This is a genomic window from Actinospineispora acaciae DSM 45401, assembly GCF_000620785.1.
Lineage (GTDB): Bacteria > Actinomycetota > Actinomycetes > Mycobacteriales > Pseudonocardiaceae > Pseudonocardia > Pseudonocardia acaciae.
On sequence record NZ_JIAI01000005.1, the window covers coordinates 126,223 to 153,016 of the forward strand.

Below are 26,794 nucleotides of genomic sequence, written 5' to 3' on the forward strand. Positions count from 1 at the left end.
GGGCGGGTGGTCGAACCAGCGGACCCCGGTGGCCGGCGGTCACCCGCCAAGCGCCGGGCCATCCTGGACGCCGCCTTCGAGGTGTTCTGCGCCCAGGGCTACGCCCGGACCAGCGTGGACGCCATCGCCGCCGAGGCCGGCGTGGGCAAGCAGACCGTGTACGGCCACTTCGGCGACAAGAAGAACCTGTTCCTGGCCACCGTGGACGACGCGAGGTCCGCACTCCCCGCCCTGGACGAGCTGATCACCGACACCGGCGACCCTTTCGCCGACCTGACCGCCGCCGGGGAGCGCATCCTGCGGGTGGTGGCCAGCCCCAGGGTCTCCGCGCTGCACCGGCTGACCATCGCCGAGCTCAGGCACCACCCCGAGCTGCAGCGCGCCTGGCGGGACAGCGCCGACCCGGCCCTCGACCGGGGCATCGCGTCGTACCTACGGGCCTGCCACGAGGCCGGCACCCTGGCGGTGCCCGACCCGGTACGCGCCGCGCGCCAGTTCACCTACGTGATGGTCACCGAGGCGAGGGTGGCCACCCTCTGGGGCCACGAACCGCTCGCCGGGCCACTGCGCCGCAACATCGCCGCCGCCGCGGCCGACCTGATCGTCCGCGCCTACCGCCCGTAACCGCCTACCAGATGTGGATGCGGTCGGCGGGGGGCTTGAAGAGCTTGTCGGTGGGTTTGAGGTCGAAGGCCTGGTAGAAGGCGTCGACGTTGGTGACCACGCCGTTGGAGCGGAACAGGCCGGGGCTGTGCGGGTCGGTGAGCAGGCCGGTGCGCAGCGACTCCTCGCGTTCCTTGGTCCGCCAGATCTGCCCGAACCCGAGGAAGAACCGCTGGTCACCGGTGAAGCCGTCGATCACCGACGACGGCTTGCCGGCCAGCGAGGCCTGGTACGCCCGGTGCGCCACGGTCAGCCCGGACAGGTCGGCGATGTTCTCCCCGAGGGTCAGCTCGCCGTTGACGTGCGCGTCCGGCAGCGGCTGGTAGGCGTTGTACTGCGCGACCAGCGCCTTGGTTTTCGCGGTGAAGCGCTGCGCGTCCTCCGGGGTCCACCAGTCGCGCAGGTTGCCGTCGCCGTCGTACTGGCGGCCCTGGTCGTCGAAGGCGTGGCTGATCTCGTGGCCGATCACGGCGCCGATCGCGCCGTAGTTGACCGCGTCGTCGGCCCGCGCGTCGAAGAACGGCGGCTGCAGGATCGCGGCCGGGAACGCGATCTCGTTCATGGTCGGGCTGTAGTATGCGTTGACCGTCTGCGGGGTCATGAACCACTCGTTGCGGTCCACCGGCTTGCCGAGCTTGTCCAGGGCCCGCTGGTGCTCGAACCGGGCGGCGCGCTGCAGGTTGCCGATCAGGTCGTCGCGCTTGATCTCGAGCTTGGAGTAGTCCTTCCACTGGTTCGGGTAGCCGATCTTGACGGCCAGCTTGTCCAGCTTGGCGCGGGCGGCGGCCTTGGTCTGCGGCGTCATCCAGTCCAGCGTGTCGATCGAGCGGCGGTACGCGTCGAGCAGGTTGCGGACCAGCGCCTCGGCGCGCTCCTTGGCCTCCGGCGCGAAGTACTTGGACACGTACATCCGCCCGAGCGTCTCGCCGAGCACGCCGTTGACCGCCGCCACGCCGCGCTGCCAGCGGTCCCGGTTCTGCTCGCGCCCGCCGAGCACCTTGCCGCCGAAGTCGAACTTGGTGTCCACGAAGTCCTGGCTCAGGTACGAGCCGTAGTCCTGGAGCAGGTGCCACTTCAGGTACTGCTTCCAGGTGTCCAGCGGGACCTCGGTGACCATCTTGGACAGCGCGGAGAAGAAGCTCGGCTGGGAGATGATGAAGTCGGGCTGGGTGACGCCGGCGCCGGCCATGTAGGTCGCCCAGTCCATCCCGGTGGCCTTGGTCGCGTCGGCCACGGTGAACCTGTTGTAGATGGCCAGCGGGTCGCGGTTCTGGACCTTCGTCCACTCCGCGGCGGCCAGCTTGGTCTCCAGGTCCAGGACGCGCCCGGCGGTGCCATCCGGGTCGGGAAGGCCGGCCAGGGTGAGCATCTTGGCGGTGTAGGCCCGGTACTTGTCCCGGATGTCGGTGAACTTCTTGTCGTTCGACAGGTAGTAGTCCCGGTCGGGCAGCGAGGTGCCGCCCTGGAACACGTCGGTGACGTACGAGGTCGCCTGCTTGGAGTCCTGGCTGACGCTCAGCCCGATCGGGTTGGACGCGCCGAACCGCTGGATCTCGCCGAGGTGGCGGACCAGGTCGGTGGAGTTGGAGATCTTGTCAACGGCGGCGAAGTCCGGCGCCAGCGGGGCCGCGCGCAGCTGGTCCAGCCGCCCGGTGTCCATGAAGCTGGCGTACATGTCGCCGATCTTGCGCTGGTCGGAGTTGGCCGGCGCGTTGGTGTCCTTCGCGGCCTCGTCGATCAGCGTGCGCTGGTTGGCCCGCGACTTCTCGGCGAGGATGGAGAACGAGCCGTACTCGGACATGTCCGGCGGGATCTGCGTGTTGCGCATCCAGGTGCCGTTGACGAAGTCGAACAGGTCGTCCGCCGGCCGCACCGCCCGGTCGAACCCGGCCTGGTCCAGCCCCGAGGTCGGCGGCGCCGGCGGTGGCGCCGCTCCGCCACACGCCGTGCTCAACCCGACCGCCGCCCCCGTCACCAGCACCACAACCCGCCGGCCCCATATCCGCATCCGGCCACCCTAGGAGCACCCCGCGCGCGTCCGTGCCCCCGGCACCCCGCGAGTCGGGGATTTCGTCAGGGTGAGTCGGGACTTTTGACAGACGGCACCAAACCCGGTGGAGCCCCATCGGCTTGATCGATAGCGTGGCCCCACGTGACCGGGGGCGAGCGGGAGGATCGAAGCCAGGGACCGTTCGCCGCGCCGTGGCGGGCCACCAGCCTGGGCGTCGGGCTGCTGGTCACGCTGTTCGCGTTCGAGACGGTCGCGGTGGCCACCGCGATGCCCTCGGCAGTGCGGGAGCTGGACGGGCTTGCCTACTACGGCTGGCCGTTCAGCGCGTTCCTGCTCACCAGCCTGGTCGGGCTGGTGGTGGCCGGCGGGTGGGGCGACCGGGTGGGCCCGCGCGGCCCGCTGCTCACCGGGATCGCGGTGTTCGCCGCCGGGCTGGTGGTCGCCGGCACCGCGCCGTGGATGTGGACGTTCGTGCTCGGCAGGGGCATGCAGGGCCTCGGCGTCGGGATGGCCAGCGTCGCCGCGTACCTGATCATCGGCGCGGGGTATCCGCCCTGGCTGCGGCCCCGGGCGATGTCCATCGTGTCCGCCGCCTACGTGCTGCCGGCGCTGGTCGGGCCGGTGATCTCCGGCGCGCTGGCCACCTACCTGACCTGGCGGCTGGTGTTCCTGGGTCTGGTGCCGTTGCTGGCCACCGGCGCCGTGCTGCTGCTCCCGGTGCTGCGCCGGATCCCCCGGCCGACCGAGCCACCCGCGCGACCCCGGCGCCGGGTGCCCTACGCGATCCTGACCGGCGCCGCCGTGCTCGCCCTGCAGTACGCCGGCGCGCGGGTGGTGACGGGGGTCGACGCGGTGGGCGTCCTGGCCGGGCTGGGCGGGATCGCGGGCGTGCTGGTCGGGCTGCGCGTGCTGTTGCCGGCGGGCACCCTGCGGCTGCGCGCCGGGGTGCCGGCGGTGATCGGCCTGCGCGGGCTGGTGTCCGGCGCGTTCTTCAGCGTGGAGTCGGTGCTGCCGCTGACATTGACCACCCTGCACGGCATGTCCCCGATCACGGCCGGGCTGCCGCTGCTGGTCGGCGCGGTGGGCTGGGCGGGCGGCGCGCAGGTGCAGGGCCGGGTGCGGGCGGTGCCCAGGCACGTGCTGGTGCGCTGCGGGTTCGTCGCGCTGGCGGTGTGCGTCGGCGGGCTGGTGCTGATCTGCCTGCCCGGGATGCCGGGCTGGCCGGCGTACCCGCTGTGGATCTTCGGGGGCCTAGGCATGGGGCTGGTGATGCCCACCACCGGGGTGCTGATGCTGGACCTGTCCCCGGAGCAGGGGCGGGGCGCCAACAGCTCGGCGTTGCAGATCAGCGACGTGACGGGCTCCTCGCTGTGCATCGGGCTGGCCGGGGCGGTGGTGGGCGCGGCGGAGCACGGCCTGCTCGGGCTGGCCCCGGCCGTCGGCTCGGTCACCGCGCTGATGGCGGTGATCGCGGTCGCCGGCGCCTTCCTGGCCGGCCGGGTGCGGCGGTCGCGGTTAGCCTGAGCCGGTGCCGCCCACCCTGACCGAGCAGTCCGTCCGGGCCGCGCTGGCCGGGTTCGCCCGCCGCGCCGTCGACCGTCCCGACCTGCGCGCGGCGGCGGTGGCCGTCACCCTGGCCTGTGCCGGGGACGGCGCGGTGCAGGTGCTGCTGACCCGGCGGGCGCCCCGGCTGCGTACCCATTCCGGGCAGTGGGCGCTGCCGGGTGGAGGGGTGGACGACGGCGAGTCCGCGCCCGACGCGGCCCGCCGCGAGCTGGCCGAGGAGCTGGGCCTGGAGCTGCCCGAGGCCGCCGTGCTCGGCCAGCTCGACGACTACGCCACCCGGTCCGGGTTCGTGATCACGCCGGTGGTGCTGTGGGCCGGCCCGGTCAGCGCGGGCGTGTCGAGGCCGGGCGCGCGGCCGCTGCGTCCGGCCCGTGGCGAGGTGGCCGCCGTGTACGGCATTCCGCTCGGGCAGCTGGACATCGACCCGATCTTCCTGACCATCCCGGAGTCGGACGCCCCGGTGATCCAGCTGCCGCTGATGGGCCGGCGGGTGCACGCCCCCACCGGCGCGGTGCTCTACCAGTTCCGCGAGGTCGCGCTACACGGCAGGGCGACCAGGGTGGCCCACCTCGAGCAGCCGGTCTTCGCCTGGCGCTGAGTCGGCTTCCGTCCGGTCGTCCGCTGCGTCATCGAACGTGGTCTCGGCGGCCAGGAACACGCCGAACAGCGCGACCAGCAGCGCGGCCCGGCCCCACACCCCGACCACCACCGCCTGCGCGGCCAGCCCGTCGTAGACCTGGTAGCCGCTGTTCACCCGCAGCGTGTAGAACCAGCGGAAGATCCCCAGCCCGATGGCGGCGTCGGCGGCGAGGTACCCGGCGATCCATCCCCAGCGGACCCGCAGCAGCACGAAGAACGGCAGCAGCCACAGCGCGTACTGCGGCGAGTGCACCTTGTGCAACAGCAGGAAACCGGCCAGCATCGCGGCGCTGACCTGCACCCACGGGTACACCCCGGTGCGGCGGTAGCGCCACCACCCCACCCCGAGCGCCACCGCGAACGACAGCAGCACCAACGCCGGCGACAGCCGGTCGGCCAGCGCCTGGAACGCCTCGTTCTCCGGGTCGGACGCCGGGCGGAACCCCCAGTACCAGATCGAGTTGGTGGTCGCGTCCACCGTGCGCAGCTGCTGGTAGGTGAACGAGGCCCGCCAGCCCTCGTAGCCGAGCACCGCGAACGGCAGGTTCACCGCGATCACCGTCGCGATGCTCGCGGCCACCACCCGCAGCGCCCCCGCCCGGGTGCCCCTGGTCAGTACGTAGAGCGCCAGCGGGGCCACGAACACGCCCGGGTAGATCTTGAACGCGAACCCGAGCCCGAGCAGCACCCCGGCCCAGGTGGCCCGCCGTACCAGCTGGTCTGGCGTCCGCCAGCCGTGCAGCACCGCGACCGCCCCGACCGCGCAGGCCACGGCGGGCAGGTCCCAGTTGTGGAACGCATAGAGGAACAGCGGTGGCCCGAGCGCCCACAGCAGCGCCCGCCACCGCGACAGCCGACCCAACAGCCACGCCGTCACCAGCCCGAACGGCGCCAGGAGCAGCGCGGTGCCGAGCATGAAGCCGCCGTCCGTGTTCGCGAACAGCGCGCCGGCCCAGATCAGCATGCCGCTCAGCACCGGGTACTCCACGGTGCCGCCGACCAACGTGCCGTCCTCGGTGATGGCGCCGTTGACGTAAGGCACCACGTGTCGGTTGATGTCGCGGCCCAGCCACAGCTCCTGGACGTCGGTGTAGCAGAGGTCGCGGTTCTTGCGGACGTCGTAGTCCGGGCCGCTGCGGCCCTCGGAGTCGAACACCGGCCCGATGCAGCGGGCCTTGTTCTCGAAGCTGGCCAGCATGGTCAGCCAGGTGAGCAGCACCAGCAGGAGCAGTCCGGCACCGCCGAGGCGCCGCCGGGTCTGCCCTGTCATCCCAGCCGCTCGCGCAGGAACGCGATGTCCTCGGCCATCCCCTCGGCGGGCGTCTCCACCACCACCGGGGCGCCGGCCGCCGCGCACACCGCGACCAGCTCGTCCGGGTCGATGGTGCCGTCGGCGATGTTGGCGTGCCGGTCGCGCGCGGAGTTGAACTCGTCGCGGGAGTTGTTCAGGTGCACCAGGTCGATCCGGCCGGTGATCGCCTTCGCCCGGTCCACCACGCCGACCAGGTCCTCCCCGCCGGCGAACGCGTGGCAGGTGTCCAGGCAGAACCCGGCGCCGAACTCGCCGACCGCGTCCCACAGCCGGGCCAGCGCGTCGAACCGCCTGGCCATGGCGTTGTCCCCGCCGGCGGTGTTCTCGATCAGGATGGGCACCGCGAAGCCGCCCTCGTCGGCCTGGCGGGCGAAGAACTTGCGCCAGTTGTCCACCCCGACGGCCGCGTCCTCACCGGCGGTGACGTGCCCGCCGTGCACGATCAGGCCGACCGCGCCGACGGTGGCCGCCGCCTCGGCGTGCTGGGTGACCAGCTTGCGGCTCGGGATCCGGATCCGGTTGTTGGTGGACGCCAGGTTCACCACGTACGGCGAGTGCACGAACACCGTCAGGTCGCTGGCGGCGATCTGTTCGGCCATCGGATGCGCGGGCGGTTTCTTCCAGCCCTGCGGGTCGGCGAGGAAGAACTGCATCGCCTCCGCACCGCAGTCGGCCGCCGAGGCCAGCGGGTTCGCGTCGGACCGAACGTGAGCCCCGATATGCATGACTCCAGAGACTAGTCAGCCCGCCGGCCGGGCTCGGGGCCGGCGTCGGTACGATGTCAAGCAGTGCCACCGGAAATGTCGGTGGCTGATGAGACCCTCCTGCCGCGGAAAGACCGCGGCCGCCACGAGTCCACAGGAGGTGTGTGGTTCTCATGCGTCATTACGAGCTGATGGTCATCCTCGATCCCAGCCTCGACGAACGTACCGTCACCCCGTCTCTGGAGACCTTCCTTCGGGTGGTCACCGGCGACGGCGGCACGGTGGAGAAGGTCGACGTCTGGGGCAAGCGCCGGATGGCCTACGAGATCGCCAAGCACGCCGAGGGCATCTACGCGGTGCTCGACGTCAGGTGCGAGCCGGCGACCGTGGCCGAGCTGGACCGCCAGCTCGGGCTGAACGAGTCGGTGCTGCGTACCAAGGTGATGCGGGTCGAGCCGACCAAGCGGCCGGCACCGGCCAAGGCCACCGGGCCCGCTCCGGCGGCCCCGGCACCCGCCCCGGCCGCCGCTGCCGCCGCGTCGACTCCCGCGCCCACCCCTACCCCGACCCCGACGAGCTGAGGGTGACATGGCAGGCGACACGGTCATCACTGTGATCGGCAACCTGACCGCCGATCCAGAGCTGAGGTTCACCCCGTCCGGCGCGGCGGTCGCCAACTTCACTGTGGCGTCCACCCCGCGCACCTTCGACCGCCAGTCCGGCGAGTGGAAGGACGGCGAGGCGCTGTTCATGCGCTGCAACATCTGGCGCCAGGCGGCGGAGAACGTGGCCGAGACGCTGACCCGGGGCGCCCGGGTGATCGTCTCCGGCCGGCTCAAGCAGCGCTCGTACGAGACGCGCGAGGGCGAGAAGCGCACGGTGGTGGAGCTCGAGGTGGACGAGATCGGTCCCTCGCTGCGTTACGCCACGGCGAAGGTGAACAAGGTCAGCCGCGGCAGCGGTGGCGGCGGGTTCGGCGGAAGCGGCGGTGGTGGCGGTGCCCCCGCCGACGACCCGTGGGGCTCCGCTCCGGTCGCCGGCAGCGGCGGCTCCAGCGACGAACCGCCGTTCTGACCCGCACCCTTCTCGCTCGACCTCGAGAGACCACGTAACAGGAGTTCGTAACACATGGCCAAGCCCGTACTGCGCAAACCGAAGAAGAAGGTCTGCGCGTTCTGCAAGGACAAGGCTCAGCAGATCGACTACAAGGACACCGGCCTGCTGCGCAAGTTCATCTCCGACCGGGGCAAGATCCGCGCCCGCCGGGTCAGTGGCAACTGCCGTCAGCACCAGCGCGATGTCGCCGTCGCGGTGAAGAACGCCCGTGAGGTGGCGCTGCTGCCGTACACCTCGACGGCGCGCTAGGAGTAGACCGTGAAGCTGATCCTTACCGCCGACGTGCCGAACCTCGGTGCGCCCGGTGACATCGTCGAGGTCAGGGACGGCTACGGCCGTAACTACCTGATGCCGCGCGGGATGGCCATCCAGGCCACCCGGGGCGCGGAGAAGCAGGTCGCCCAGATCCGCAAGGGCCGGGAGGTCCGCGCGGTCCGCGACCTCGGCCACGCGCGCGAGGTGGCGGCCACGATCGAGGCGCTCCCGCCGGTCCCGCTGACCGCCCGGGCCGCCGCCGACAGCGGCCGGCTGTTCGGTTCGGTCACCCCGGCCGACGTGGTGAGCGCCGTGCGCGCCGCCGGCGGGCCGGCGCTGGACCGCCGCACCGTGTCGCTGCCCGGTCAGATCAAGGCCGTCGGCCGCCACACGGTGTCCGTCCGGCTGCACCCCGAGGTGAGCGCCGAGTTCGCCCTCGAGGTCAAGGCCGGCTGAGCCGGCCGCTTCTTCGTCGCCTGGCCGGGTCGGGCTCGGCCAGGCGACGCCACAACCTGACGAGGCCGACCAGGCCTCGATGAGAACGGGCCCAATCCTTGCCCGTAACAACACACGCCAGACCGGTGCGCGCGTGACGGATGGTGCCTCATTGACCCACAGTGGTCCGAGGGCACTCCGGTGCGCCACCGGTTATACCCATGTGGTGACTGGCTGTGGATATCTCCGCTCCACGATCTTCATCCGCCTCCCTCCGGTGGGGGTCGAGGGTCTGGGACACGCCCGGGAGAGCGATCTCCAGTGACGCGCCGAGCCGATTTCGACTGACTTGTCCCCAGCAACGATTGCGGCTCTGACCTGCGTAGACATCGCGAGCGCGCCCGTTGCTCCCCAGTTTGTCCACAGTTGTACCCAGGCTTGTGCCCGCGCGGGCCGAGTTGTCCCCAGGCGATCAACAGAACCGTCAACAGAACGTTTTGGAGAGGCCCGACTCGCGCCCTTAGCCTCCGAGCTTCTGTCAGTCGCAGGCAGTAGAAATCTGGCAGGCGATACAAGTCCATGGGGGAGAAAGGGCGGCGTGATGGCGGTACCCGACGAACGGCCGGTGGGACGGCCTCGTCATGTCCGGCCGGCCGACGAGCCGCCGCCGGAGTTCGACCGTCAGCCGCCGCAGGACCTCACCGCCGAGCAGTCCGCGCTGGGCGGCATGCTGCTGAGCAAGGACGCGATCGCCGACGTGGTGGAGGTGCTGCGTCCCGACGACTTCTACCGCCCCGCGCACCAGACCATCTACGACTGCATCCTCGACCTGTACGGCAGGGGCGAGCCGGCCGACCCGGTCACGGTGTCCGCCGAGCTGGAGCGGCGTGGCGACCTCACCCGCCTCGGCGGGGCCCCGTACCTGCACACCCTGATCGCCACCGTCCCCACCGCGGCCAACGCCAGCTACTACGCCGAGATCGTCGCGGAGAAGGCGGTGCTGCGCCGGCTGGTGGAGGCGGGCACCCGGATCGTGCAGCTGGGCTACCACGGCGCGGACGGCGCCGAGGTGGACGAGGTGGTGGACCGGGCACAGGCCGCCATCTACGAGGTCACCGAGCGGCGCACCAGCGAGGACTACATCGCGCTGGAAGAGCTGCTGCAGCCCACCATGGACGAGATCGACGCGATCGCGAGCCGGGGCGGGGTGTCGCTGGGTGTGCCGACCGGGTTCGCCGACCTGGACGCGGTGACCAACGGCCTGCACCCCGGCCAGATGATCGTCGTCGCCGCCCGGCCCGGCCTCGGCAAGTCCACGCTGGGGATGGACTTCGCCAGGTCGTGCTCGGTGCGCCACGGCATGACCAGCGCGTTCTTCTCGCTGGAAATGAGCCGCAGCGAGATCGTGATGCGGCTGCTGTCCGCCGAGGCCCGCATCCGGCTCGCCGACATGCGCTCGGGCCGGATGAGCGACGACGACTGGACGCGGATGGCCAGGCGGATGAGCGAGATCAGCGAGGCGCCGCTGTTCATCGACGACTCGCCGAACCTGACCATGATGGAGATCCGCGCCAAGGCCCGCCGGCTGCGCCAGCGCAACGACCTGAAGCTGCTGGTGGTCGACTACCTGCAGCTGATGACCTCGGGCAAGCGGGTGGAGTCCCGCCAGCAGGAGGTCAGCGAGTTCTCCCGGCACATCAAGCTGCTGGCCAAGGAGCTGGAGGTGCCGGTGGTGGCGATCAGCCAGCTCAACCGCGGCCCCGAGCAGCGCACCGACAAGCGGCCGATGCTCTCGGACCTGCGCGAGTCCGGATCGATCGAGCAGGACGCCGACATGGTGATCCTGCTGCACCGCCCGGACGCGTTCGAGCGCGACGACCCGCGCGCCGGCGAGGCCGACCTGATCCTGGCCAAGCACCGAAACGGCCCGACCAACACGATCACCGTGGCCCACCAGCTGCATTACAGCCGGTTCGCCGACCTCGCCCAGGGCTGAGCGCGCCACCCGTCAGCACAAGGCGCTGGCCGTGTGCACCTCGGTGAGTGCTCGCCGTGCGAGTTCGCCGAACTCCTCGTCGTTGGTCGGGTCGCTCCAGCGCTCGTAGGCGATTTTCCAGGCGAGCGTGCCCAGTTCGGCGGCCACGTGCGCGGTCAGGCCGGGAACGCCGCGGCGGGTGAGCGCGTCGATCATCGACGCGGTGAGGCCGAGTCCCTTCAGCGCCTCGCGTTCTCGCAGTTCCGGGTTGGCGGCGATCACCGCCTGCCGCCGGGCGCCGAACTCACGACGATCGGGTGTGAAGGCTTCCCTTCCGATCACGTCCAGAGCATGAGCCACGGCTTCGAGCGGACCGGCCCCGGCCGGCGCCGCGGCGATCCCGTCGACGAGCAGCCCGGTCATCGTGCCCCCGCCGAAGAGCACCTCCCGCTTGTCAGGGAAATGACGGAAGAAGGTGCTCTTGGTGAGCCCGGCTCGTTCGGCGATCTCGATCACCGTCGTGCTCTCGTAGCCCCGTTCCTCGAACAGCTCCAAGGCGGCGACCGCGAGTCGCTGTGTTGCGTTGGGTTGCCAGCGGGCCACGGGGAAAGTTTACGGCACTTGGTCCCGTCACCCGTGTATGGTGATGGGACCAAGTCTCATCACCTTGGCTTGTGGAGGCTCTCATGAGCCGAGCCGTTCGGAGGAACTGTGATCGTTTTCCTACACGGAGTACCGGAGACGGCCGCGGTCTGGCGCAGGGTGCGGGCCGAGATCGGCGCCGAATCGGTGGCGCTGACCCTGCCGGGGTTCGACGGCTCACGGCCGGACGGGTTCACCTCGACCAAGGACGAGTACGTCGACTGGGTCGCCGACCGGCTCGACCGGTACGACACCGTCGACCTGGTCGGCCACGACTGGGGCGCCGGACTGGTGTACCGGCTGGCGATGACCCGGCCACTGCGCTCATGGGTTGCCGACGTCGGCGGCTTCCTGCACCCCGACTACGTCTGGCACTCCCTCGCGCGGACCTGGCGGACGCCCGGCGACGGCGAGGCGGCGATCGCGGACATGCTCGCCACGGAGCCCCAGGCCTTCGCCGACTCCGCCGCCCGGTGGGGCCTGTCGGGGGATGACGCGCGGGACATGGCCGACGCCTTCACCGAGACGATGGGCACCTCGATCTTGTCGCTGTACCGGTCGGTCACGTCGACCGCGCACGCCGACTGGGGCCCGCTCACCCCGACCGACGCGCCCGGCCTGGTCCTGCACCCGACCGACGACGAGTTCTCCGACGAGACCAAAGCGCGCGAGGTGGCCGCCGCGTTGGGCGCGCGGTTCCAGCTGATCGACGGCGCAGGCCACTTCTGGCCGTACCAGGCGCCGGAGCGGGCCGCCGAGATCCTCGTCAAGTTCTGGTCATCGTTGCGATAGGACGGTCTCACCGAGCGGGATCGGGGACCATCGCGCGCAGCACGCTCTCCCTGAGCAGCGCTCGCCGCCGTTCGTGCAGCTCGGCGGGTTCTTCGGCGGTCGCGGCGTAGACGTTGCTGACCGGTGACCACGCCATCGACATGGCGATGACCAGCGCCATCACGTCGAAAGGGTCGCCCGGCCGCACGGTGCCCTCGGCCTGTGCGGCGGCGATGGCGCGCAGCTTGTGGTCGTCGAGGCGGTCTGCCTCCTCGACGAGGTGGCCGGCCGGGCGCCGCTCCAGGCGTGCCCAGGTGGCCAGCCGGATCAGGTCCGGACGGCGCAGGTACTCGTCGTAGAGGCGGACGGCCCAGTCCGCGAGGTCCGAGGCATCGATCGGGACGACGTTGGTGATCCGCTCCAGGGAGCCGAAGAAGATCGCGTCGAACAGGCCGTCCTTGCTGCCGAAGTAGGCGTAGAGCTGCGCCTTGTTGGTGCGCGCCTCGGCCACGATCCGCTCGATGCGCGCGCCGGCGATGCCGTGCTCGGCGAACTCCCGGGTCGCCACCTCGACGATGCGGGCGCGGGTCGCTGCGCCGCGGGCGGTGAGGGGGTGCTCGACCATGCGCCGAGCTTATATCAACAGAACAGTCGGTTTGTTTGTTACGCTCAAATAAACCGAACAGTCTGTTTGAACGAGGAGGCGGCATGAGGCGCACGGTGGGCTGGCAGGCGGATGGCCCGTCGGCGGCCCTGCGGCGGGTGGCTCTCGAACGGCGGGACCCGCGCCCGGACGACATCGCGGTGCGCGTGGACTACTGCGGGGTCTGCCACACCGACCTGCACTCCGTCCGCGGGGCCGCCGGACCCCTGGTGCCGGGGCACGAGTTCACCGGCGTGGTGACCGAGGTGGGCAGCGACGTCACCGGGTTCGCCGCCGGCGACCCGGTCGCGGTGGGCAACATCGTCGACTCCTGCGGCACGTGCGCCATGTGCCGGGCCGGCCAGGAGAACTTCTGCCACGAGTTCCCGACCTTGACCTACGGCGGCAGCGACCGGCACGACGGCTCGACCACGCTGGGTGCCTTCTCCCGCGAGTACGTGGTCCGAGACAGGTTCGCCCATCCGCTGCCCGCCGCGCTCGACCCCGCCGCGGCGGCCCCCCTGCTGTGCGCCGGGATCACCGTCTGGGAGCCGCTGCGCGCCCTCGGCGTCGGGCCAGGCAGCACCGTCGCCGTGGCCGGGCTGGGTGGCCTCGGACATCTCGCGGTCAAGCTCGCGGTGGCGCTCGGCGCCGACACCACGGTCCTCAGCCGGTCGGCCGCCAAGGCCGACGACGCCCGCCGGCTCGGCGCCCGCGACCTCCTGGTCACCACCGACACCCGGCGGATGGCCGAGGCGCGCGACCGGTTCGACGTCGTCATCGACACCATCTCGGCCCCTCACGACCTCGGCCCGTACCTGCGGCTGACCGCCACGGACGGCACGCTCAGCCACCTCGGCGACCTCGGGCCGGTCACCGTGGAGACCATCGACCTGCTCGTGGGCCGCAAGAAGCTCAGCTCCGCGGGCAGCGGCGGGCGGCCGGCCACCGCCGCCATGCTCGACTTCTGCGCCGAGCACCGGGTCACCGCGGACATCGAGCTGCTCCCCTCCGCGCGCGTCAACGAGGCGTTCGAGCGCCTGCGCCGCAACGATGTCCGCTACCGCTTCGTGCTCGACATGTCCGACCTGGACCGACGCTAGGGCCGGTAGCGAGCCCGGATATGGAACCGTTCGCCCTGCGGACCGAGGATGCTCAGGAACTCCACCGGGCGGGTGTCGGCGTTGCCGAACCAGTGCGGGAGGTGGGTGTCGAACTCCGCGACCTCGCCGGCGCTGAGCACGAGGTCCTGGTCGCCGAGCACCACGCGCAGCCGCCCGTTGAGGACGTACAGCCAGTGGTACCCCTCGTGCGAGCGGGGATCCGGTTCGACGTCGTTCGGGCCGGCCGGGACGATGTGCTTGAACGCCTGCAGCCCGCCGGGCCGACGCGTCAGCGGGACGATCGTCATGCCGTGGCGGGTGAACGGTCGCGGGTACACCCTCGGGTCGCCGCTGGCCGGGGCGCCGACCAGCTCGTCGAGCGGCACCTGGTATGCGCGAGCCAGCGGAAGCAGCAGCTCCAGGCCCGGCCTGCGGTGCCCGGACTCCAGCCGGGACAGCGTGCTGATCGGAATGCCGGTGGTCTCCGACAGCTCGGCCAGGGTGGCTCCGCCCCGGCGTCGCAGCTCGCGCAGCCGTGGGCCGATCGCGGCCAGCACCTCGTCGAACTCTTCGCTCATACACCTCACGGTGCCCAGAATTTGCTGTTTGTGCAAAGAACTTTGTCAGCCGGTCGCGGGGTGGGAGAGGTTCGTGGCGGAGGTGGTCACGGTGACCGGTAGGTACGAGGTGGTGATCGTCGGCGGTGGGCCGGCGGGGTTGAGCGCGGCGCTGATGCTGGGGCGCGCTCGGCGGTCGGTGCTGGTGGTGGACGGTGGGGAGCCGCGCAACGCGCCGGCCGCGCACATGTACGGCTTTCTGTCGAGGGACGGTGTCGCGCCCGGTGAGCTGCTGGAGGCGGGACGGCGGGAGGCGGCCGGTTACGGGGGTGAGGTCATCGGCGGCCGGGCGCGCTCGGCGTCCCGGGACGGCGAGTGGATGACCATCGAGCTTGACACCGGCCGTACCGTGCGGGCGCGGCGGCTGCTGGTCACGAGCGGCATCGTCGACGAGCTGCCGGACGTTCCCGGGCTGGCGCAACGGTGGGGCCGCGATGTGCTGCACTGCCCGTACTGCCACGGCTGGGAGGTTCGCGACAGCCCGATCGGCGTCCTGGCCAGCGGCCCGATGAGCGTGCACCAGACCCTGCTGTTCCGCCAGTGGACCGACCGGCTCACGTTCCTGACCCACACCGGCCCCGTTCCCACCGCCGAGCAGGCCGAGGAGCTGGCCGCGCGCGACATCAGGGTCGTGACCGGCGAGGTGTCCGCGCTGGAGATCGCCGAGGACCGCCTCACCGGGGTCCGGCTGCGCACCGGCGAGCGGGTCGCGCTGCGGGCGCTGGCGGTGGCGCCGCGCGCCGTCCCGCGCGCGGCCGTACTGGGCGCGCTCGGGCTGGAACCCACACCGCACCCGAGCGGGATGGGCGCCTACATCGCCGCCGACCCGACCGGCCGCACGCCGGTACCGGGCGTGTGGGTCGCGGGCAACCTCGCCGATCCCATGGCGAACGTGCTGGCCTCGGCCGCCTCCGGATCGGCCGCCGCCGGAGCGATCAACGCCGACCTCATCGCCGAGGAGACCCGCCGCGCCGTGCTGCGCCGCCGGGACCCGTTCTCGCGCGAGTCGGAGGCGCGGCTCTGCGACCAGGTCATGGGCGCGCGGCGGCACGGGCTCTGACCGCCGATGGACTGGGACGAGATGTACCGGGGCCGCGAGCGGGTCTTCAGCGGCGCGCCCAACGGCGTGCTCGTCGCCGAGGCCTCCGACCTGGCGCCGGGGCAGGCGCTCGACGTGGGGTGCGGCGAGGGCGCCGACGCGATCTGGCTGGCCCGGCGCGGCTGGCGGGTGACGGCGGTCGACCTCTCCCGGACCGCCCTGCAACGCGCCGCCGCGACGGCGGGCCCGGAACTCGCCGGCCGGGTGGCGTGGACCCGCGCCGACCTGACGGTCACGCCGCTGCCGGCCGGCGCGTTCGACCTGGTGTCGATCCAGTACTTCCCGCTGCCGCGCCGGCCGGGCGACGCGGTGCTGCGCCGGCTGCTGGCCGCCGTCGCACCCGGCGGCACCCTGCTGTTCGGCAGCCACGACCCCGCCGACCTGTCCGCGCGCCCCGGCTTCGACCCCGCCGAGTACTACCGCCACGACGAGATCGCCGGGCTGCTCGACGACGACTGGGCGGTCCTGGTCAACGAGACCCGCCCGCGAACCGCGCCGGCCCCCGAGGGCACCCGCCACACCCGCGACACGGTCCTGCGTGCGCAACGCGCCCCGGTGCTCGGGGACAATGGGCACCGTCGAACCGAGGGAAGGTGAAAACGGTGGCCGTCCAACGCGAGCTGCGCCTGGGCGCGCGCACGTTCCCACCGGGGAGCTTCGCCGTGATGGCGATCATCAACCGCACCCCCGACTCGTTCTTCGACAAGGGCGCCGGCTACGCCACGGACCGGGCGCACGAGGCCGTCGACGCGGCGATCGAGGCCGGCGCCGACCTGGTCGACATCGGCGGGGTGAAGGCCGGCTACGGCCAGCCGGTGAGCGAGACCGACGAGATCGCGCGGACGGTGGACTTCATCTCCTCGGTCCGGGCCCGCCACCCCGAGGTCGTGATCAGCATCGACACCTGGCGCTCCGGGGTGGCGCGGCTGGCCTGCGAGGCGGGCGCGGACCTGATCAACGACACCTGGGGCGGCCACGACCCGGGGGTCGCCGAGGTCGCCGCGCGGTACGGCGCCGGGCTGGTGTGCAGCCACGCCGGCGGGGTCAACCCGAGGACCGACCCGCACCGGCTGGCCTATGACGACGTGGTCGCGGACGTGATCAGGACGGTCACCGGGCTGGCCGAGCGGGCCACCTCGGTCGGGGTGCGCCCGGACGGCATCGTCATCGACCCGACCCACGACTTCGGGAAGAACACCGCGCACTCGCTGGCGCTGACCCGGCGGCTGGACGAGCTGGCGGCGACCGGATGGCCGGTGCTGGTCGCGGTGTCCAACAAGGACTTCATCGGCGAGACGCTGGACCGGCCTCCCGGCGAGCGCCAGGAGGGCACGATCGCGGCCCTGGCGTTGTCCGCCGCGCGCGGTGCCCGGGTGTTCCGGGTGCACGACGTGGGTGCCGCCCGCCGCACGCTCGCCGTCGTCTCCGCCGCCGCGAGCTGAGGGTTCGGTGGAACGCGAGGCGCTCATCGACGCCTACCTGGTGCGCGAGCGGGCGACGCCCCGGGTCCGGGTGAACTTCGTGACCAGCATCGACGGGGCGGTCACCCTGGGTGGGCTGTCCAACGACCTGTCCGACCCGGACGACCAGCTGGTGTTTCAGCTGTTGCGGATGATGGCCGACGTCGTCCTGGTGGGCGCCGGGACGCTGCGGCTGGAGAACTACAACCCGCTGACCGTGGGCACCGAGGCGCGGGAGTGGCGGCGCGCGCACGGGCTGCCCGAGCACCCGGTGCTGGCGGTGGTGTCGGGCCGGCTCACCGCGCTGGCCGAGCAGCGGGCGATCGCCGCCGCGCCGGTCCGTCCGATCGTGCTCACCCACGCCGGCTCGCCGGCCGGGCAGCGTGCCGTGCTGGAGTCGATGGCGGACGTCGTGGTGTGCGGTGAGCGCGGCGTCGATGCCGGTCTGCTGGTGGACGCGCTGGTCGCGCGCGGCCTGCCGCAGGTGCTGTGCGAGGGTGGGCCCGAGCTGTTCGGCACGCTCGCCGGGGCCGACCGGGTGGACGAGGTGTGCCTGTCGGTGTCGCCGCTGCTGGCCGGGCCCGGCGCCGGGCGGATCATTGCCGGCTCGCCGTTTTCCCTGGCCACGCGGATGGACCTACGGCATGCGCTCGCCGGGGAGCAGGGCAGCGTCTTCCTCCGCTACGCCCGCGCCGGCCTGGACGGGCGCCAGCTCGACACGAAGTAGCCGACGCCGTAGGGCCACGCCGAGTAGGTCAGCTCGGCGTCCCAGCCCGTGGGCCCGGCCGCCGCCGCCATCACCTGCCAGGCCGCCCGGCCGCCGGCGGACAGCTCGGCGGCCACCGTCGGGTCCAGCCGGGACAGGGTGTCGGTGTCCGCGGTGGCCAGCGCGCGGCTCACCGTGGCGTCGAACACCTCGGCGCGCGGATGCAGGTGCACGGGCGAGTGCTCGGAGTGGCAGGCGGAGCCGTCGCCCATCACCAGCAGCCCGATGCGCTCCTCGCGCGCGGCCAGCTCGCGGCCCAGCCGGGCGCACTCCGCCGGCGTCGCGTCCTCGGCCACCCCGAGCCCCGAGCACCCCAGCCGCGACGCCGCCGCGCTCCGCCGCACCAGCCACCCGCCGACCAGCAGGGACAGCGGCAGCCGGCCGGCCGGTGCGGCACCGTTGCCGCCGCCGAGGACGACCTCCACGTCGTAGTCGCCGTACCGCTCGAACGAACCGCGCGAGCCCGGCGGGTAGGCCCGGTGACCCTCGTCGCCGCCGTTGTCACAGCCCACGACCAGCACCGAGTCCGGCCCGGCGGCCACCAGCCGGTCGACGGCCGCCACGCAGGCCGCGCGCAGGTCGGCGACCTCGGCGCCCGGGGCCACCTGCGGGACCAGCAGCGGCGGATGCGGGCACACCGCCATCGAGACGATCGGCACGTTACCGCCCCACCGCTCGCTCGGGAGTCGACGCCCAGGTGTCCGGCTCGACCGGAACCGGAGGCCACCGCGACGCCGTCCCCGCCAGGTCCTCGCGCCCGGCCGCCCGCAACTGGCCGACCAGCCGCGCCCGCGCCCGCTCCACCGCGCCGACCGCCTCGTCCCGCCGGTCGAACGGGCCGGCCAGCACCCGCACCGCGTCACCGGCGACCCATCCGCCCGCACCCCGCCGGACGTGCGCGCACGCCAGGTCGACCGCGTCCGCGCCCCCGGCCATCCGCGCGACCGCGTCCACCGCTACCACCTCCGCGCCCAGGTCGGCGTCCGGCTCGAGGTAGACCGCGTCCGTCCAGACGAACCGGTACCCGGCGGGGGCGCGCTCGGCCAGCCACTCGAACGCCTCGCGCGCCTTGTCCGCGAGCGCCTCGGCGTTGTCCGGGTCGGCCAGGGTGTGCACGCCGCAGGCGCGGGTGTGCGTCGGCCGCAGCTCGTTCTGCCACAGCCGCACCCGCAGCTCCTCCGCGCCGTTCAGCCGCCGGCCCAGGATCCTGGCCAGCCCGATCACGTCGAAGTGCCCCTCGTCCGGGGTGCGCCGCCGCCCCGGCTGCAGCGGCTCGCCCGGCAGGCTGGCAGCCATCGTCCACTGCCCAACATGCCACCGCGCAACCGGTTCAACGCTCACCTACCCCACGCTACTGTCAGCCGCGTGGAGCGCCGGTCAGGGACCGGTGAACAGTGGGGCGTAGTGGCCGCCGTCGCCTCGGGCGAAGGCGGTGAGCAGCTCGGACGCGTCCGCCCGCTCGGCCTCGTCAGGCTCGCCGCCGTTGGCGACGGTGGAAAGCTCGTTCTCCAGCATCCAGGCCTCGAGCATGATCGCGTAGCCGACCAGCACGTCGGGGCCGCCGGCCTCGGGCAGGGTGGAGCGGGCGATCGCGCCCACCATCTCGCGCAGCGGTGCGCGCCCGGCCGGGTCGCTGGGTACGAATGCCATCTTGACCAGCTCGTTCAGGTCGATGGCCGGCGGTGCGACGAGGGCGAACTCGAAGTCGAGCAGGGCCACCACCCGGCCGTCGTGCCACATCGTGTTCGGCACGCAGAAGTCGCCGTGGTTCAGCACCCTGGGCGCGGCCGGCAGCGCGGCCCAGAACCGGTCCAGGGCACGGTCGAGCCCGTCGACCTGCGCGGCGGTCAGCTCGCCGGCGTCGGCCAGCCGCCGCAGGGTTGCCGACGCGTCGGCGGGGCGGTCCGGGAAGAACGGCGACCGGGCGCGCGCGTGCGGCGCGGCGGCCGCCAGGTCGACCCGGTGGACGTGCCGGACCCTGGTCCACATCTGCTCGACGGCGCGCACCCGCTCGGCCGGCTCCAGCGTCGGCCAGACCTCCTCCAGGTTCGTCCCGGCCACCCGCCGGGACAGCACCCACTCGTGCCCGTCGAGCACCCCGGCGTCGACGATCTCGGGATATCCGACCTGCTCGGGCAGCAGCGCCACCAGCCGCGACTCCCTGAGCAGGTCGGTGTTCCCCGGCCGAGACGACACCCTGACCACCAGCTCGTCGGTCAGCCAGGTTGCGTTGGTCCAGCCCCGGCCGCGCTCGGCGGCGTCCACGTCCACCCCGTGGCCGGCCAGCACCTTCGCCGCCACCCGCCGTGCCCCGTCGTCGATCACTACCGCGAGGCTACCGGCGGGCTCACGGCCGAACGCGCCGGAAGGCCGCCGGTAGCACAATGCGCGCCCAGGCGGGCAGCTCGAGACCGGACAGCTCACGCTCGTGCACCCACCGAAGCTCGTGCACCTCGTCGCGGTCCGGTGTCGGCTCGCCACCGATCACGTCGCAGAGGTAGGCGGCGCAGACGTAGGAGACCCGGTCTCCATTGCGGTAGGTGATCTGGAACTCCGGGCCGCCGAACACCCCGAGCAGCTCCCGGGGCTCGATGCTCAGGCCGGTCTCCTCCCTGGCCTCCCTGCGCACCGCGTCCAGCGGGCGCTCGTTGGGCTCGATCGCCCCGCCCGGGGACACCCACACGCCCTCGTCGTGACGCGCGAGCAGCAGCCGGCCGGATTCGTCGACGATGCACGCGGTCGCCGAGGGCAGCGTGATGAGGTCGTGGCCGATGCGCTCGCGAAGCCGGCGCAGGTGGGCGGACATGGGCACGGGATGCCTCCAAGCCGTCGGTTGCCGAGGAGCGTCGGGGCGGCGGGTTAGCGTCGGCGCCGTGACGACACCTTCGTACCTCGACTCGACCAAGGCCGGCTACGACGCGATGGCCGCCGACTACGCCGAGCACTTCAGGCACGAGCTGCGGGACAGGCCGCTGGACCGCGCCACGCTGGGCGCATTCGCGGAGCTGGTACGGGCCGACAGCGCCGGGCCGGTCGTCGAGGTGGGCAGCGGGCCGGGCGAGGTCACGGCGTTCCTGCACGGGCTCGGGCTGGACATCGCCGGGGTGGATCTTTCGCCGGGGATGGTCGCGGTGGCCCGCCGCGCCCACCCGGGGTTGCGGTTCGAGCAGGGAGTGATGGCCGCGCTGGACGTCGAGGACGGCGCGCTCGGTGGGCTGGTGGCCTGGTACTCCATCATTCATACCCCGCCGGAGCGGCTGGCGGCGGTGTTCGCGGAGTTCAACAGGGTGCTGGCCCCGGGAGGGCACCTGCTGCTCGCGTTCCAGGTCGGTGACGAGCCGCTGCACCTGGACGAGGCGTTCGGCCACCCGGTGGACATGAGCTTCCACCGGTTGAGCCCGGACCGGATCACCGGGCTGTTGGACCGGGCCGGCTTCGCCATGCTGGCCAGGACGGTGCGCGAACCGTCCGGCTGGGAGAAGGTCCCGCAGGCCCACCTGCTGGCCCGCAAGCCGTAGCGTCACGTGGTCTTGGCCGAACGTTGGCTTGCCGGGTGGCGGCGCGGCCGGGATCGTGATGATCATGTCGTTCACCCTGATCTCAGGCCAGTACCGGATAGTCGGCGCCGCCCCGGACGGTGACTCGGTGCGCTTCTACTCGGCCGCGAAGAACGCCTTCCGGCGGGCCGGGTTGAACGTCCGCACCAACCAGGGCGGCGGCGCGCAGCTTCGGCTGGACGGGATCGACGCGCTGGAGACGCACTACACGCCGCAAGCCGGCGGCACCGGTCCGCTGCGCCAGCCCGCCGAGTTCGGTGACGCGGCCGCCGCGCGGCTGCTCGGCGCGCTCGGGTTCGACAAGGTCCGCCGCAATGACCACCAGACGGTGCTCTCGGCCAGCCCGAAGGCCACGCCGGGCCACATACTGACCCGGTTCGCCGACAAGTACGGGCGGTGCGTGTCGTTCGCGTTCGCCGGCGAGCCGCCGTTGGGGGAGAAGGACCTCACGTCCGTGAACCTGACCGCCGAACGGGTCACCACCAGCGCGAACGTCGCCGTGCTCGCGGACGGGCTGGCCTACCCGACGTACTACAGCAAGCTGTTCCCCGACCTGCGCCAGGCGCTGAGCACCGCCGTCGAGTCGGCCCGCGCCGCCGGCTCCGGGCTGTGGCCGTCCGACCGCACCACCGCCGGTTTCACGGTGGCCGGCCTGGACACCCTCACCGATCAGGTTGTGATCATGCCCAAGCTGTTCCGCCGGCTGGTGGACTACCTCGCGCTCAACGACGGCGACTCGTCGCTGGCCGGGCTGCCGGAGTTCCTGGAGAGCCAGCAGGACCGGCTGGTGGTGCTCCCCGAGGGCCGTTTCACCGGGTTCGACAACGTGATCGAGGTGGACGGGCAGGACGTGCGGCTGCTTTACCCGCCGGAGGACCTGGTCTTCGTCGAGAAGTGACGGGGTCAGCGCCTCGATTTACGGGGGTACCAGAGGGTCACGGTGGCCAGGGTGGCGCGGCCGCGCAGCACGAATGGGATCGGCGTGCCCGGTTCGGGGTCGCGCCCGCCGCCGGGCAGCAGCCGCCGCAGCCGGTGCCGGTGCCGCTCGGCCTCCGCCCGGTGGCGCACCGAGCCGGCGACCAGCTCCAGCCCGTCGGTGTCCACCTCGGCGTCCGCCGGCAGCACCACCCGGGTCGAGCTCATGCTCGCGGTGACCTCGATGACCACCTCCGGCACCCGGATCACCGCCTCGGTGAAGTCCAGCGTGGTGCGCTGGCCGAGGCCGAGGATGCGGACCAGCTCGGGCGCGGTCCACTGGCCGGAGCGCTGCACCTGGCCGAAGGCCACGTCCAGCTCCAGCGGCACCAGCTCCGGGGGCGGGCCGCCGGGCAGGTCGGCGAGCACGGCGAGCAGCTCGGGGCGGGTGCGCGCGGCCCACGCGGTCTCGGCCCGGTCGCTGAACTCGACGGGCGTGATCCGGCCCTCCTCCATGGCGGTGGCCAGCGCGGCGACGGTGCGCTCGCGGTCCAGGTCGGACGCCCGGGCCTCGGTGGGATCGATCTCGCCGGACACGCGGTTACGTTAGCCGCCCGCGCCCACGCCCGGAGCAAGAACCTGTATCAGTTCCCCAGGTGTTCGGTGATCAGCTTGTTCGCCTCGTCGGCGCGCTCGATGGTGAGCAGGTGCGCGGCGTCGAGCACCTCCAGCCGGGCGTCGGGGATGCCGGCCGCGATCACGTCGGCGTGCGGGTCCTTGGGGGTGGACGGGTCCGCCGCGCCGGCGATCATCAGCGTGGGCGCCTGGATCGCGCCGAGCCGGTGCACGTGGTCCCAGTCCCGCAGCGCCTGGCAGCAGGCCAGGTAACCGGCGTCCGGGGTGTCGCGGACCATCGCCTCGGCCCACGCCGCCTTGTCCGGGTGCGCGGCCGCGTACGCGGGGGTGAACCAGCGGGTGGCCGTCGCCTCGGCGATCGACTCGGTGCCGCCGGCGGCCACCGTGGCGATCCGCTCCGGCCACGGCGACGGCTCGCCGAACCGAGCGGTGGTCGCGCACAGCACCAGCCGGTCGATCCGCCGGGGCTCCTCGGAGGCGAGGTACATGCCGACCATGCCGCCCAGCGACAGCCCGAGGAAGCTGACCCGCTCCAGCTCCAGGCGGTCCATGAGCGCGAGCGCGTCGCCGGCCAGGTCGGCGACCGTGTACGGGCCGGCGGGCACCGGCGACTCGCCGTGGCCCCGGTGGTCCACCCTGATCACCCGCCAGTTCGGCGTCAACGCGGGTAATTGCGGGCGCCACATCTCCAGCGTGCTGCCCAGCGAACCGAGCAGCAGCAGCGGCGGGCCGTCGGGCCGGCCGTCCTCGACGTGGTGCAGCGTGACCGGTTCGCGGTCGCCCATCATGTCGTCATTCCCCCACGGTCCGCAGTGAGCGCAGGATCTCCAGTTCGCGCGCGGTCGGCGCCGGGGTCTCGACCAGAGGTTCGGCGGCGAGCGCGAGCGGCCAGCCGGTCTCGGCCCTGACCTGTTCGACGTCCACCCCGGGGTGCAGGCCGGTCAGGGTCAGCTCGCGCGTCTCCGGATCGGGCTCCAGCACGCCCAGGTCGGTGATCACCCTGGTCGGGCCGGCGCCGGTCACGCCCAGCCGCTCGCGGTCGCCGGGGCCGCTGCCGTAGCCCACCGACGTCATGAAGTCCACCGTGTCGACGAACGCCCGCAGCCGATGCCGCATCACGATCAGCACATGGCCGCAGGACGCCGCGATCTCCGGCGCGCCGCCGGATCCGGGCAGCCGCACCTTCGGCTCGTCGTAGTCGCCGATCACTGTGGTGTTGATGTTGCCGAACCTGTCCAGCTGGGCGCCGGACAGGAAGCCGACGCTGATCCGCCCCGGCTGCAGCCAGTAGTTGAACACCTCGGGGACGCTGACCACCGTCAGCGCGGACTCGGCCAGCACGCCGTCGCCGATGGACAGCGGCAGCAGCTCGGGGCGGGTGTCCAGGGTGCCCGACTCGTAGATCAGCACGATGTTCGGCGCGTGCAGCCGCCGGGCCAGGTTGGCCGCCGTGGACGGCAGCCCGATGCCCACGAAGCACACGTCGCCGTCGCTCAGCGCGCGGGCGGCGGCCACCGTCATCATCTCGTCGGCGGTGTAGCTCACGGGGAGACCAACTCCTTCAGCCACGCCGAGAACTTCTCCCGGTCCCGGCTCACCGCGTCCCAGGCCCGGTATGCCGCGTTGTCCCGTTCGTAGTAGCCGTGCGCGTAGGACGGCTTCGCCCCGCCAGGGGCCAGCGCCACCGCGTCGATGACCCAGGACGGCAGCAGCACCGCGCCAGGCACCGGGTCCAGGGTGTCGACGATCTCCTCCACGGTGACCAGCGAGTGCTTCGCCGCCAGCACCGCCTCCTTCTGCACCCCGGTGATGCCCCACAGCTGGACGTTGCCGGCGCGGTCGGCGCGCTGCGCGTGCACGATCGCCAGGTCCGGGTTGAGGGCGGCCACGGCGGCCAGCCGCTCGCCGGTGAACGGGCAGGTCACGGTGCTGATGGTGTCGGTGTGCGCGGGCAGGTCGGTGCCGGCGTAGCCGCGCAGCACGCCGAACGGCAGCCCGGACGCCCCGGCCTGGTACCTGTTGGCCATCCCGGCGTGGCTGTGCTCCTCGATCTCCAGCGGCTCCGGCCAGCCGTGCGCGAGCGCGTCGCGCATCCTGTGCAGCGAGCCGACGCCCGGGTTGCCGCCCCAGGAGAACACCAGCTTGGACGCGCAGCCCGCGCCGATCATCCGGTCGTAGATCAGGTCGGGGGTCATCCGGATCAACGTCAGCCCGCGCCGGCGCTGCCGGATGATCTCGTGGCCGGCGGCGAACGGGATCAGATGGGTGAAGCCTTCGAGCGCGACCGAGTCGCCGTCGTGCACCAACTGCTCGACCGCCTCGGTCAGCGTCATGATCTCGGCCATCCGGCTCCGTCCCGCTCGTAGGCCTGCACGTCCCTGACAGTTGAACGCGCATGACCGTCTCGGCCGAACGTTAGCCGTCGCCGCGTGGCCCCGCCAACGGGCCGTCCGGTGATCGGACGCTACCGGGCGCGCTTCGGCGTCAGGCCGAGGACGACCGCCGCCGAGGCGGCGACCAACAGCGCGATCATGGTGATCATGCTGCCGGTGATGGCCGCCGGGTAGCCGCCGGCCAGCCCGGCGAAGAACACGGCGCCGAGCACCGCGACACCGAGCGCGCCGCCGAACTGCTGGACGGTGCTCAGGATGCCCGAGGCGGAGCCGGCGTGCCGAGGTGGCACCGCCGCGAGATAGAGCGTGACCAGCGGCGGAATGCACAGGTTGATCCCGGCGCCGAGCAGCACCAGCCCGGGCACCAGCGCCCACGCGCCCACCCTCGGCGCGCCGCCGGCGGCGACCAGCACGGCCAGCGCGCCCAGCACGGCCGCCGCGCACCCGGTGAGCACCACCCGGCGGCCGTAGCGGACGGTGAGCCGGCCGATGAACGGCGCCACCGGCAGGGCGCCGGCCGGGAACGCGACGGTGACCAGCCCGGCGGCCAGCGGCGAGTAGCCCTGCCCGTCCTGCAGCCACAGCGCGAACACCAGCAGGAACCCGCTGAAGCCGGAGAACGCCAGCAGCATCACGGCCAGCCCGGTGGCGACCGGCCGCAGCCGCAGCAGCTCGACGGGCAACAGCGCGCCCGGCCGCCCGCGCTCGGCCAGCGCCAGCCCGACCACCGCGCCGAGCCCCACCACCAGGCACCCGGCGCACCACGCCGGCCAGCCGTAGCGCTGGCCCTCCAGCAGCGGGAACACGATCGCGACCAACCCCACGGTGAGCACCGCGGCGGCCACCGGGCGCGGGCGGGCGGCGCCGCCGGCCCGGCTCTCCGGGATCAGCCACGCGCCGAGCCCGACCAGCACGAACACGGCGGGCACGGTGACCAGGAAGATCGTGCGCCAGCCCAGGCCGCCGAGGTCCGCGGTGACCAGCACACCGCCCAGCGCGAGCCCGCCGGCCTGCGCGAACGAGGAGATGATGCCGAACACGCCGAACACGGTGGCCCGCTCCCTGCCGTGAAAGATGGTGTACATGATGCTCATCACCTGCGGGGTGAGCGCGGCGGCGGCCAGGCCCTGAGCGGCGCGCGCCGCGATCAGCTCGCCAGGGCCGTGCGCGAGGCCGCACCACGCGCTGGCCAGGCCGAAGGCGGCGAGCCCGACCAGGAACACCCGCTTGCGGCCCCACAGGTCGCCGAGGCGCGCCGCCGTGATCAGCGCGACGGCGAACGCCAGCAGGTAGCCGGCGGAGATCCACTCCAGGTCGGTGGGGCCGGCGCCGAGGCCGCGCTGGATCGCGGGCAGCGCGACGTTGACGATCGTCACGCTCAGCAGGTCCAGCGCGAAGGCCAGGATCAGTACAACCATCGCCGCCCACCTGCGCGAGTACGGCGCCTCCGGCTCGGTCTCGGTCATGGCGTCTTCGGTCGTCACGGCGCTGCGCCCCCGGTGAGAAGTAAGGTCGT

The 26,794-nt window shown here is 72.6% G+C and carries 30 protein-coding genes and 1 pseudogene; 16 read left to right on the forward strand and 15 right to left on the reverse strand.

All coding sequences use genetic code 11. The annotated features are described in order from the left end of the window. Positions 1 to 6 precede the first annotated feature (6 nt). Positions 7 to 624: a TetR/AcrR family transcriptional regulator gene (locus N912_RS54175; RefSeq protein ID WP_037066222.1), complete on the forward strand. Its 618-nt coding sequence runs from the start codon at positions 7 to 9 to the stop codon at positions 622 to 624. 4 nt (positions 625 to 628) lie between these two features. Here N912_RS54175 and N912_RS0123585 read toward each other — a convergent pair whose 3' ends face one another. Continuing rightward, positions 629 to 2,671 carry a M13 family metallopeptidase gene (locus N912_RS0123585; protein WP_028924324.1) on the reverse strand — a complete coding sequence of 681 codons (2,043 nt, stop codon included), beginning with the start codon at positions 2,669 to 2,671 and terminating at the stop codon, positions 629 to 631. 144 nt (positions 2,672 to 2,815) lie between these two features. Here N912_RS0123585 and N912_RS0123590 point away from each other — a divergent pair, with 144 nt between their 5' ends. After that, a complete protein-coding gene (locus tag N912_RS0123590; protein ID WP_051580683.1) occupies positions 2,816 to 4,198 on the forward strand; it encodes an MFS transporter in 1,383 nt (460 codons plus the stop codon). Positions 4,199 to 4,202: 4 nt separating this feature from the next. Beyond that, entirely contained in the window at positions 4,203 to 4,838 is a 636-nt protein-coding gene (locus N912_RS0123595) for an NUDIX hydrolase (protein ID WP_028924326.1), read from the forward strand. Here the strand turns inward: N912_RS0123595 and N912_RS54180 are convergent. Together N912_RS54180 and N912_RS0123605 are read right to left on the reverse strand one after the other, a co-directional pair. Then, positions 4,779 to 6,149 carry a glycosyltransferase family 87 protein gene (locus N912_RS54180; protein WP_051580684.1) on the reverse strand — a complete coding sequence of 457 codons (1,371 nt, stop codon included), beginning with the start codon at positions 6,147 to 6,149 and terminating at the stop codon, positions 4,779 to 4,781. The genes N912_RS0123595 and N912_RS54180 overlap by 60 nt on opposite strands. After that, the gene (locus N912_RS0123605; RefSeq protein WP_028924327.1) at positions 6,146 to 6,916 is read right to left on the reverse strand and encodes a deoxyribonuclease IV; all 771 of its coding nucleotides are present in this window, start codon (positions 6,914 to 6,916) and stop codon (positions 6,146 to 6,148) included. The genes N912_RS54180 and N912_RS0123605 overlap by 4 nt, the downstream gene beginning before the upstream one ends. A gap of 152 nt (positions 6,917 to 7,068) precedes the next feature. On the opposite strand from N912_RS0123605, the pseudogene rpsF reads away from it, so the two are divergent. The 5 genes and pseudogenes from rpsF to dnaB all read left to right on the forward strand — a co-directional run. Further along, a pseudogene (rpsF, locus tag N912_RS54185) lies at positions 7,069 to 7,392 on the forward strand (30S ribosomal protein S6); the annotation flags it as partial. Positions 7,393 to 7,483: 91 nt separating this feature from the next. Then, a complete protein-coding gene (locus tag N912_RS0123615) occupies positions 7,484 to 7,969 on the forward strand; it encodes a single-stranded DNA-binding protein (RefSeq protein WP_028924328.1) in 486 nt (161 codons plus the stop codon). Between the two features lie 54 nt (positions 7,970 to 8,023). Then, entirely contained in the window at positions 8,024 to 8,260 is a 237-nt protein-coding gene (gene rpsR, locus N912_RS0123620) for a 30S ribosomal protein S18 (RefSeq protein ID WP_028924329.1), read from the forward strand. 9 nt (positions 8,261 to 8,269) lie between these two features. Continuing rightward, positions 8,270 to 8,722, forward strand: a complete 453-nt coding sequence (gene rplI, locus N912_RS0123625; RefSeq protein ID WP_028924330.1) for a 50S ribosomal protein L9 — start codon at positions 8,270 to 8,272, stop codon at positions 8,720 to 8,722. A 580-nt stretch (positions 8,723 to 9,302) separates the two neighbouring features. After that, a complete protein-coding gene (dnaB, locus tag N912_RS0123630) occupies positions 9,303 to 10,697 on the forward strand; it encodes a replicative DNA helicase (protein ID WP_028924331.1) in 1,395 nt (464 codons plus the stop codon). A gap of 12 nt (positions 10,698 to 10,709) precedes the next feature. Here dnaB and N912_RS0123635 read toward each other — a convergent pair whose 3' ends face one another. Further along, the gene (locus N912_RS0123635) at positions 10,710 to 11,279 is read right to left on the reverse strand and encodes a TetR/AcrR family transcriptional regulator (protein ID WP_028924332.1); all 570 of its coding nucleotides are present in this window, start codon (positions 11,277 to 11,279) and stop codon (positions 10,710 to 10,712) included. A gap of 108 nt (positions 11,280 to 11,387) precedes the next feature. Between N912_RS0123635 and N912_RS0123640 the strand changes: the two genes are divergently transcribed. Beyond that, positions 11,388 to 12,110 (forward strand): alpha/beta fold hydrolase, encoded by a 723-nt coding sequence (locus tag N912_RS0123640; RefSeq protein ID WP_028924333.1) that lies wholly within the window; start codon positions 11,388 to 11,390, stop codon positions 12,108 to 12,110. A 7-nt stretch (positions 12,111 to 12,117) separates the two neighbouring features. Here the strand turns inward: N912_RS0123640 and N912_RS0123645 are convergent, their stop codons facing one another. Beyond that, on the reverse strand, positions 12,118 to 12,714 hold the full coding sequence (locus N912_RS0123645; RefSeq protein WP_028924334.1) for a TetR/AcrR family transcriptional regulator: 597 nt from the start codon (positions 12,712 to 12,714) through the stop codon (positions 12,118 to 12,120). Positions 12,715 to 12,797: 83 nt separating this feature from the next. Here N912_RS0123645 and N912_RS0123650 point away from each other — a divergent pair, with 83 nt between their 5' ends. Continuing rightward, positions 12,798 to 13,835 carry an NAD(P)-dependent alcohol dehydrogenase gene (locus tag N912_RS0123650; RefSeq protein WP_028924335.1) on the forward strand — a complete coding sequence of 346 codons (1,038 nt, stop codon included), beginning with the start codon at positions 12,798 to 12,800 and terminating at the stop codon, positions 13,833 to 13,835. On the opposite strand, the gene N912_RS0123655 is transcribed toward N912_RS0123650, so the two are convergent. Then, positions 13,832 to 14,413, reverse strand: a complete 582-nt coding sequence (locus tag N912_RS0123655; protein WP_028924336.1) for an XRE family transcriptional regulator — start codon at positions 14,411 to 14,413, stop codon at positions 13,832 to 13,834. The genes N912_RS0123650 and N912_RS0123655 overlap by 4 nt on opposite strands. Positions 14,414 to 14,486: 73 nt before the next feature. Here N912_RS0123655 and N912_RS0123660 point away from each other — a divergent pair, with 73 nt between their 5' ends. The 4 genes from N912_RS0123660 (at position 14,487) to N912_RS54200 (ending at position 17,738) form a co-directional block, all read left to right on the forward strand. Then, positions 14,487 to 15,512 carry an NAD(P)/FAD-dependent oxidoreductase gene (locus tag N912_RS0123660; RefSeq protein WP_028924337.1) on the forward strand — a complete coding sequence of 342 codons (1,026 nt, stop codon included), beginning with the start codon at positions 14,487 to 14,489 and terminating at the stop codon, positions 15,510 to 15,512. Between the two features lie 6 nt (positions 15,513 to 15,518). Beyond that, positions 15,519 to 16,148: a class I SAM-dependent methyltransferase gene (locus N912_RS54190; protein ID WP_051580686.1), complete on the forward strand. Its 630-nt coding sequence runs from the start codon at positions 15,519 to 15,521 to the stop codon at positions 16,146 to 16,148. 68 nt (positions 16,149 to 16,216) lie between these two features. Continuing rightward, positions 16,217 to 16,993, forward strand: a complete 777-nt coding sequence (folP, locus tag N912_RS54195) for a dihydropteroate synthase (RefSeq protein WP_051580758.1) — start codon at positions 16,217 to 16,219, stop codon at positions 16,991 to 16,993. 7 nt (positions 16,994 to 17,000) lie between these two features. After that, positions 17,001 to 17,738 carry a pyrimidine reductase family protein gene (locus N912_RS54200; RefSeq protein ID WP_156993929.1) on the forward strand — a complete coding sequence of 246 codons (738 nt, stop codon included), beginning with the start codon at positions 17,001 to 17,003 and terminating at the stop codon, positions 17,736 to 17,738. On the opposite strand, the gene N912_RS0123680 is transcribed toward N912_RS54200, so the two are convergent. The 4 genes from N912_RS0123680 to N912_RS54210 all read right to left on the reverse strand — a co-directional run bounded on the left by N912_RS0123680 (position 17,693) and on the right by N912_RS54210 (position 20,583). Beyond that, positions 17,693 to 18,436, reverse strand: coding sequence for a class III extradiol dioxygenase subunit B-like domain-containing protein (locus N912_RS0123680; RefSeq protein WP_028924338.1), 744 nt, complete (start codon positions 18,434 to 18,436; stop codon positions 17,693 to 17,695). The genes N912_RS54200 and N912_RS0123680 overlap by 46 nt on opposite strands. A gap of 1 nt (position 18,437) precedes the next feature. Beyond that, positions 18,438 to 19,073 carry a hypothetical protein gene (locus N912_RS54205; RefSeq protein WP_051580688.1) on the reverse strand — a complete coding sequence of 212 codons (636 nt, stop codon included), beginning with the start codon at positions 19,071 to 19,073 and terminating at the stop codon, positions 18,438 to 18,440. Positions 19,074 to 19,154: 81 nt separating this feature from the next. Then, entirely contained in the window at positions 19,155 to 20,102 is a 948-nt protein-coding gene (locus tag N912_RS0123690; protein WP_028924339.1) for a phosphotransferase family protein, read from the reverse strand. Positions 20,103 to 20,124: 22 nt separating this feature from the next. Beyond that, a complete protein-coding gene (locus N912_RS54210; protein WP_051580689.1) occupies positions 20,125 to 20,583 on the reverse strand; it encodes an NUDIX domain-containing protein in 459 nt (152 codons plus the stop codon). Positions 20,584 to 20,650: 67 nt separating this feature from the next. Here N912_RS54210 and N912_RS0123700 point away from each other — a divergent pair, with 67 nt between their 5' ends. Both N912_RS0123700 and N912_RS0123705 read left to right on the forward strand, forming a co-directional pair. Beyond that, entirely contained in the window at positions 20,651 to 21,295 is a 645-nt protein-coding gene (locus N912_RS0123700) for a class I SAM-dependent DNA methyltransferase (protein ID WP_028924340.1), read from the forward strand. Between the two features lie 64 nt (positions 21,296 to 21,359). Beyond that, positions 21,360 to 22,232 carry a thermonuclease family protein gene (locus N912_RS0123705; RefSeq protein WP_028924341.1) on the forward strand — a complete coding sequence of 291 codons (873 nt, stop codon included), beginning with the start codon at positions 21,360 to 21,362 and terminating at the stop codon, positions 22,230 to 22,232. 5 nt (positions 22,233 to 22,237) lie between these two features. On the opposite strand, the gene N912_RS54215 is transcribed toward N912_RS0123705, so the two are convergent. The 5 genes from N912_RS54215 to N912_RS54220 form a co-directional block, all read right to left on the reverse strand. After that, the gene (locus N912_RS54215; RefSeq protein ID WP_051580690.1) at positions 22,238 to 22,846 is read right to left on the reverse strand and encodes a DUF1707 SHOCT-like domain-containing protein; all 609 of its coding nucleotides are present in this window, start codon (positions 22,844 to 22,846) and stop codon (positions 22,238 to 22,240) included. Positions 22,847 to 22,893: 47 nt separating this feature from the next. After that, positions 22,894 to 23,670, reverse strand: coding sequence for a 3-oxoadipate enol-lactonase (gene pcaD / locus N912_RS0123715; RefSeq protein WP_028924342.1), 777 nt, complete (start codon positions 23,668 to 23,670; stop codon positions 22,894 to 22,896). Positions 23,671 to 23,677: 7 nt separating this feature from the next. Then, positions 23,678 to 24,409, reverse strand: coding sequence for a CoA-transferase subunit beta (locus tag N912_RS0123720; RefSeq protein WP_037066411.1), 732 nt, complete (start codon positions 24,407 to 24,409; stop codon positions 23,678 to 23,680). Positions 24,410 to 24,426: 17 nt separating this feature from the next. Beyond that, complete coding sequence (locus N912_RS0123725; protein ID WP_028924344.1) at positions 24,427 to 25,230, reverse strand: CoA transferase subunit A; 804 nt, start codon at positions 25,228 to 25,230, stop codon at positions 24,427 to 24,429. Between the two features lie 119 nt (positions 25,231 to 25,349). After that, complete coding sequence (locus N912_RS54220) at positions 25,350 to 26,762, reverse strand: MFS transporter (RefSeq protein WP_037066228.1); 1,413 nt, start codon at positions 26,760 to 26,762, stop codon at positions 25,350 to 25,352. Positions 26,763 to 26,794: the final 32 nt, after the last annotated feature.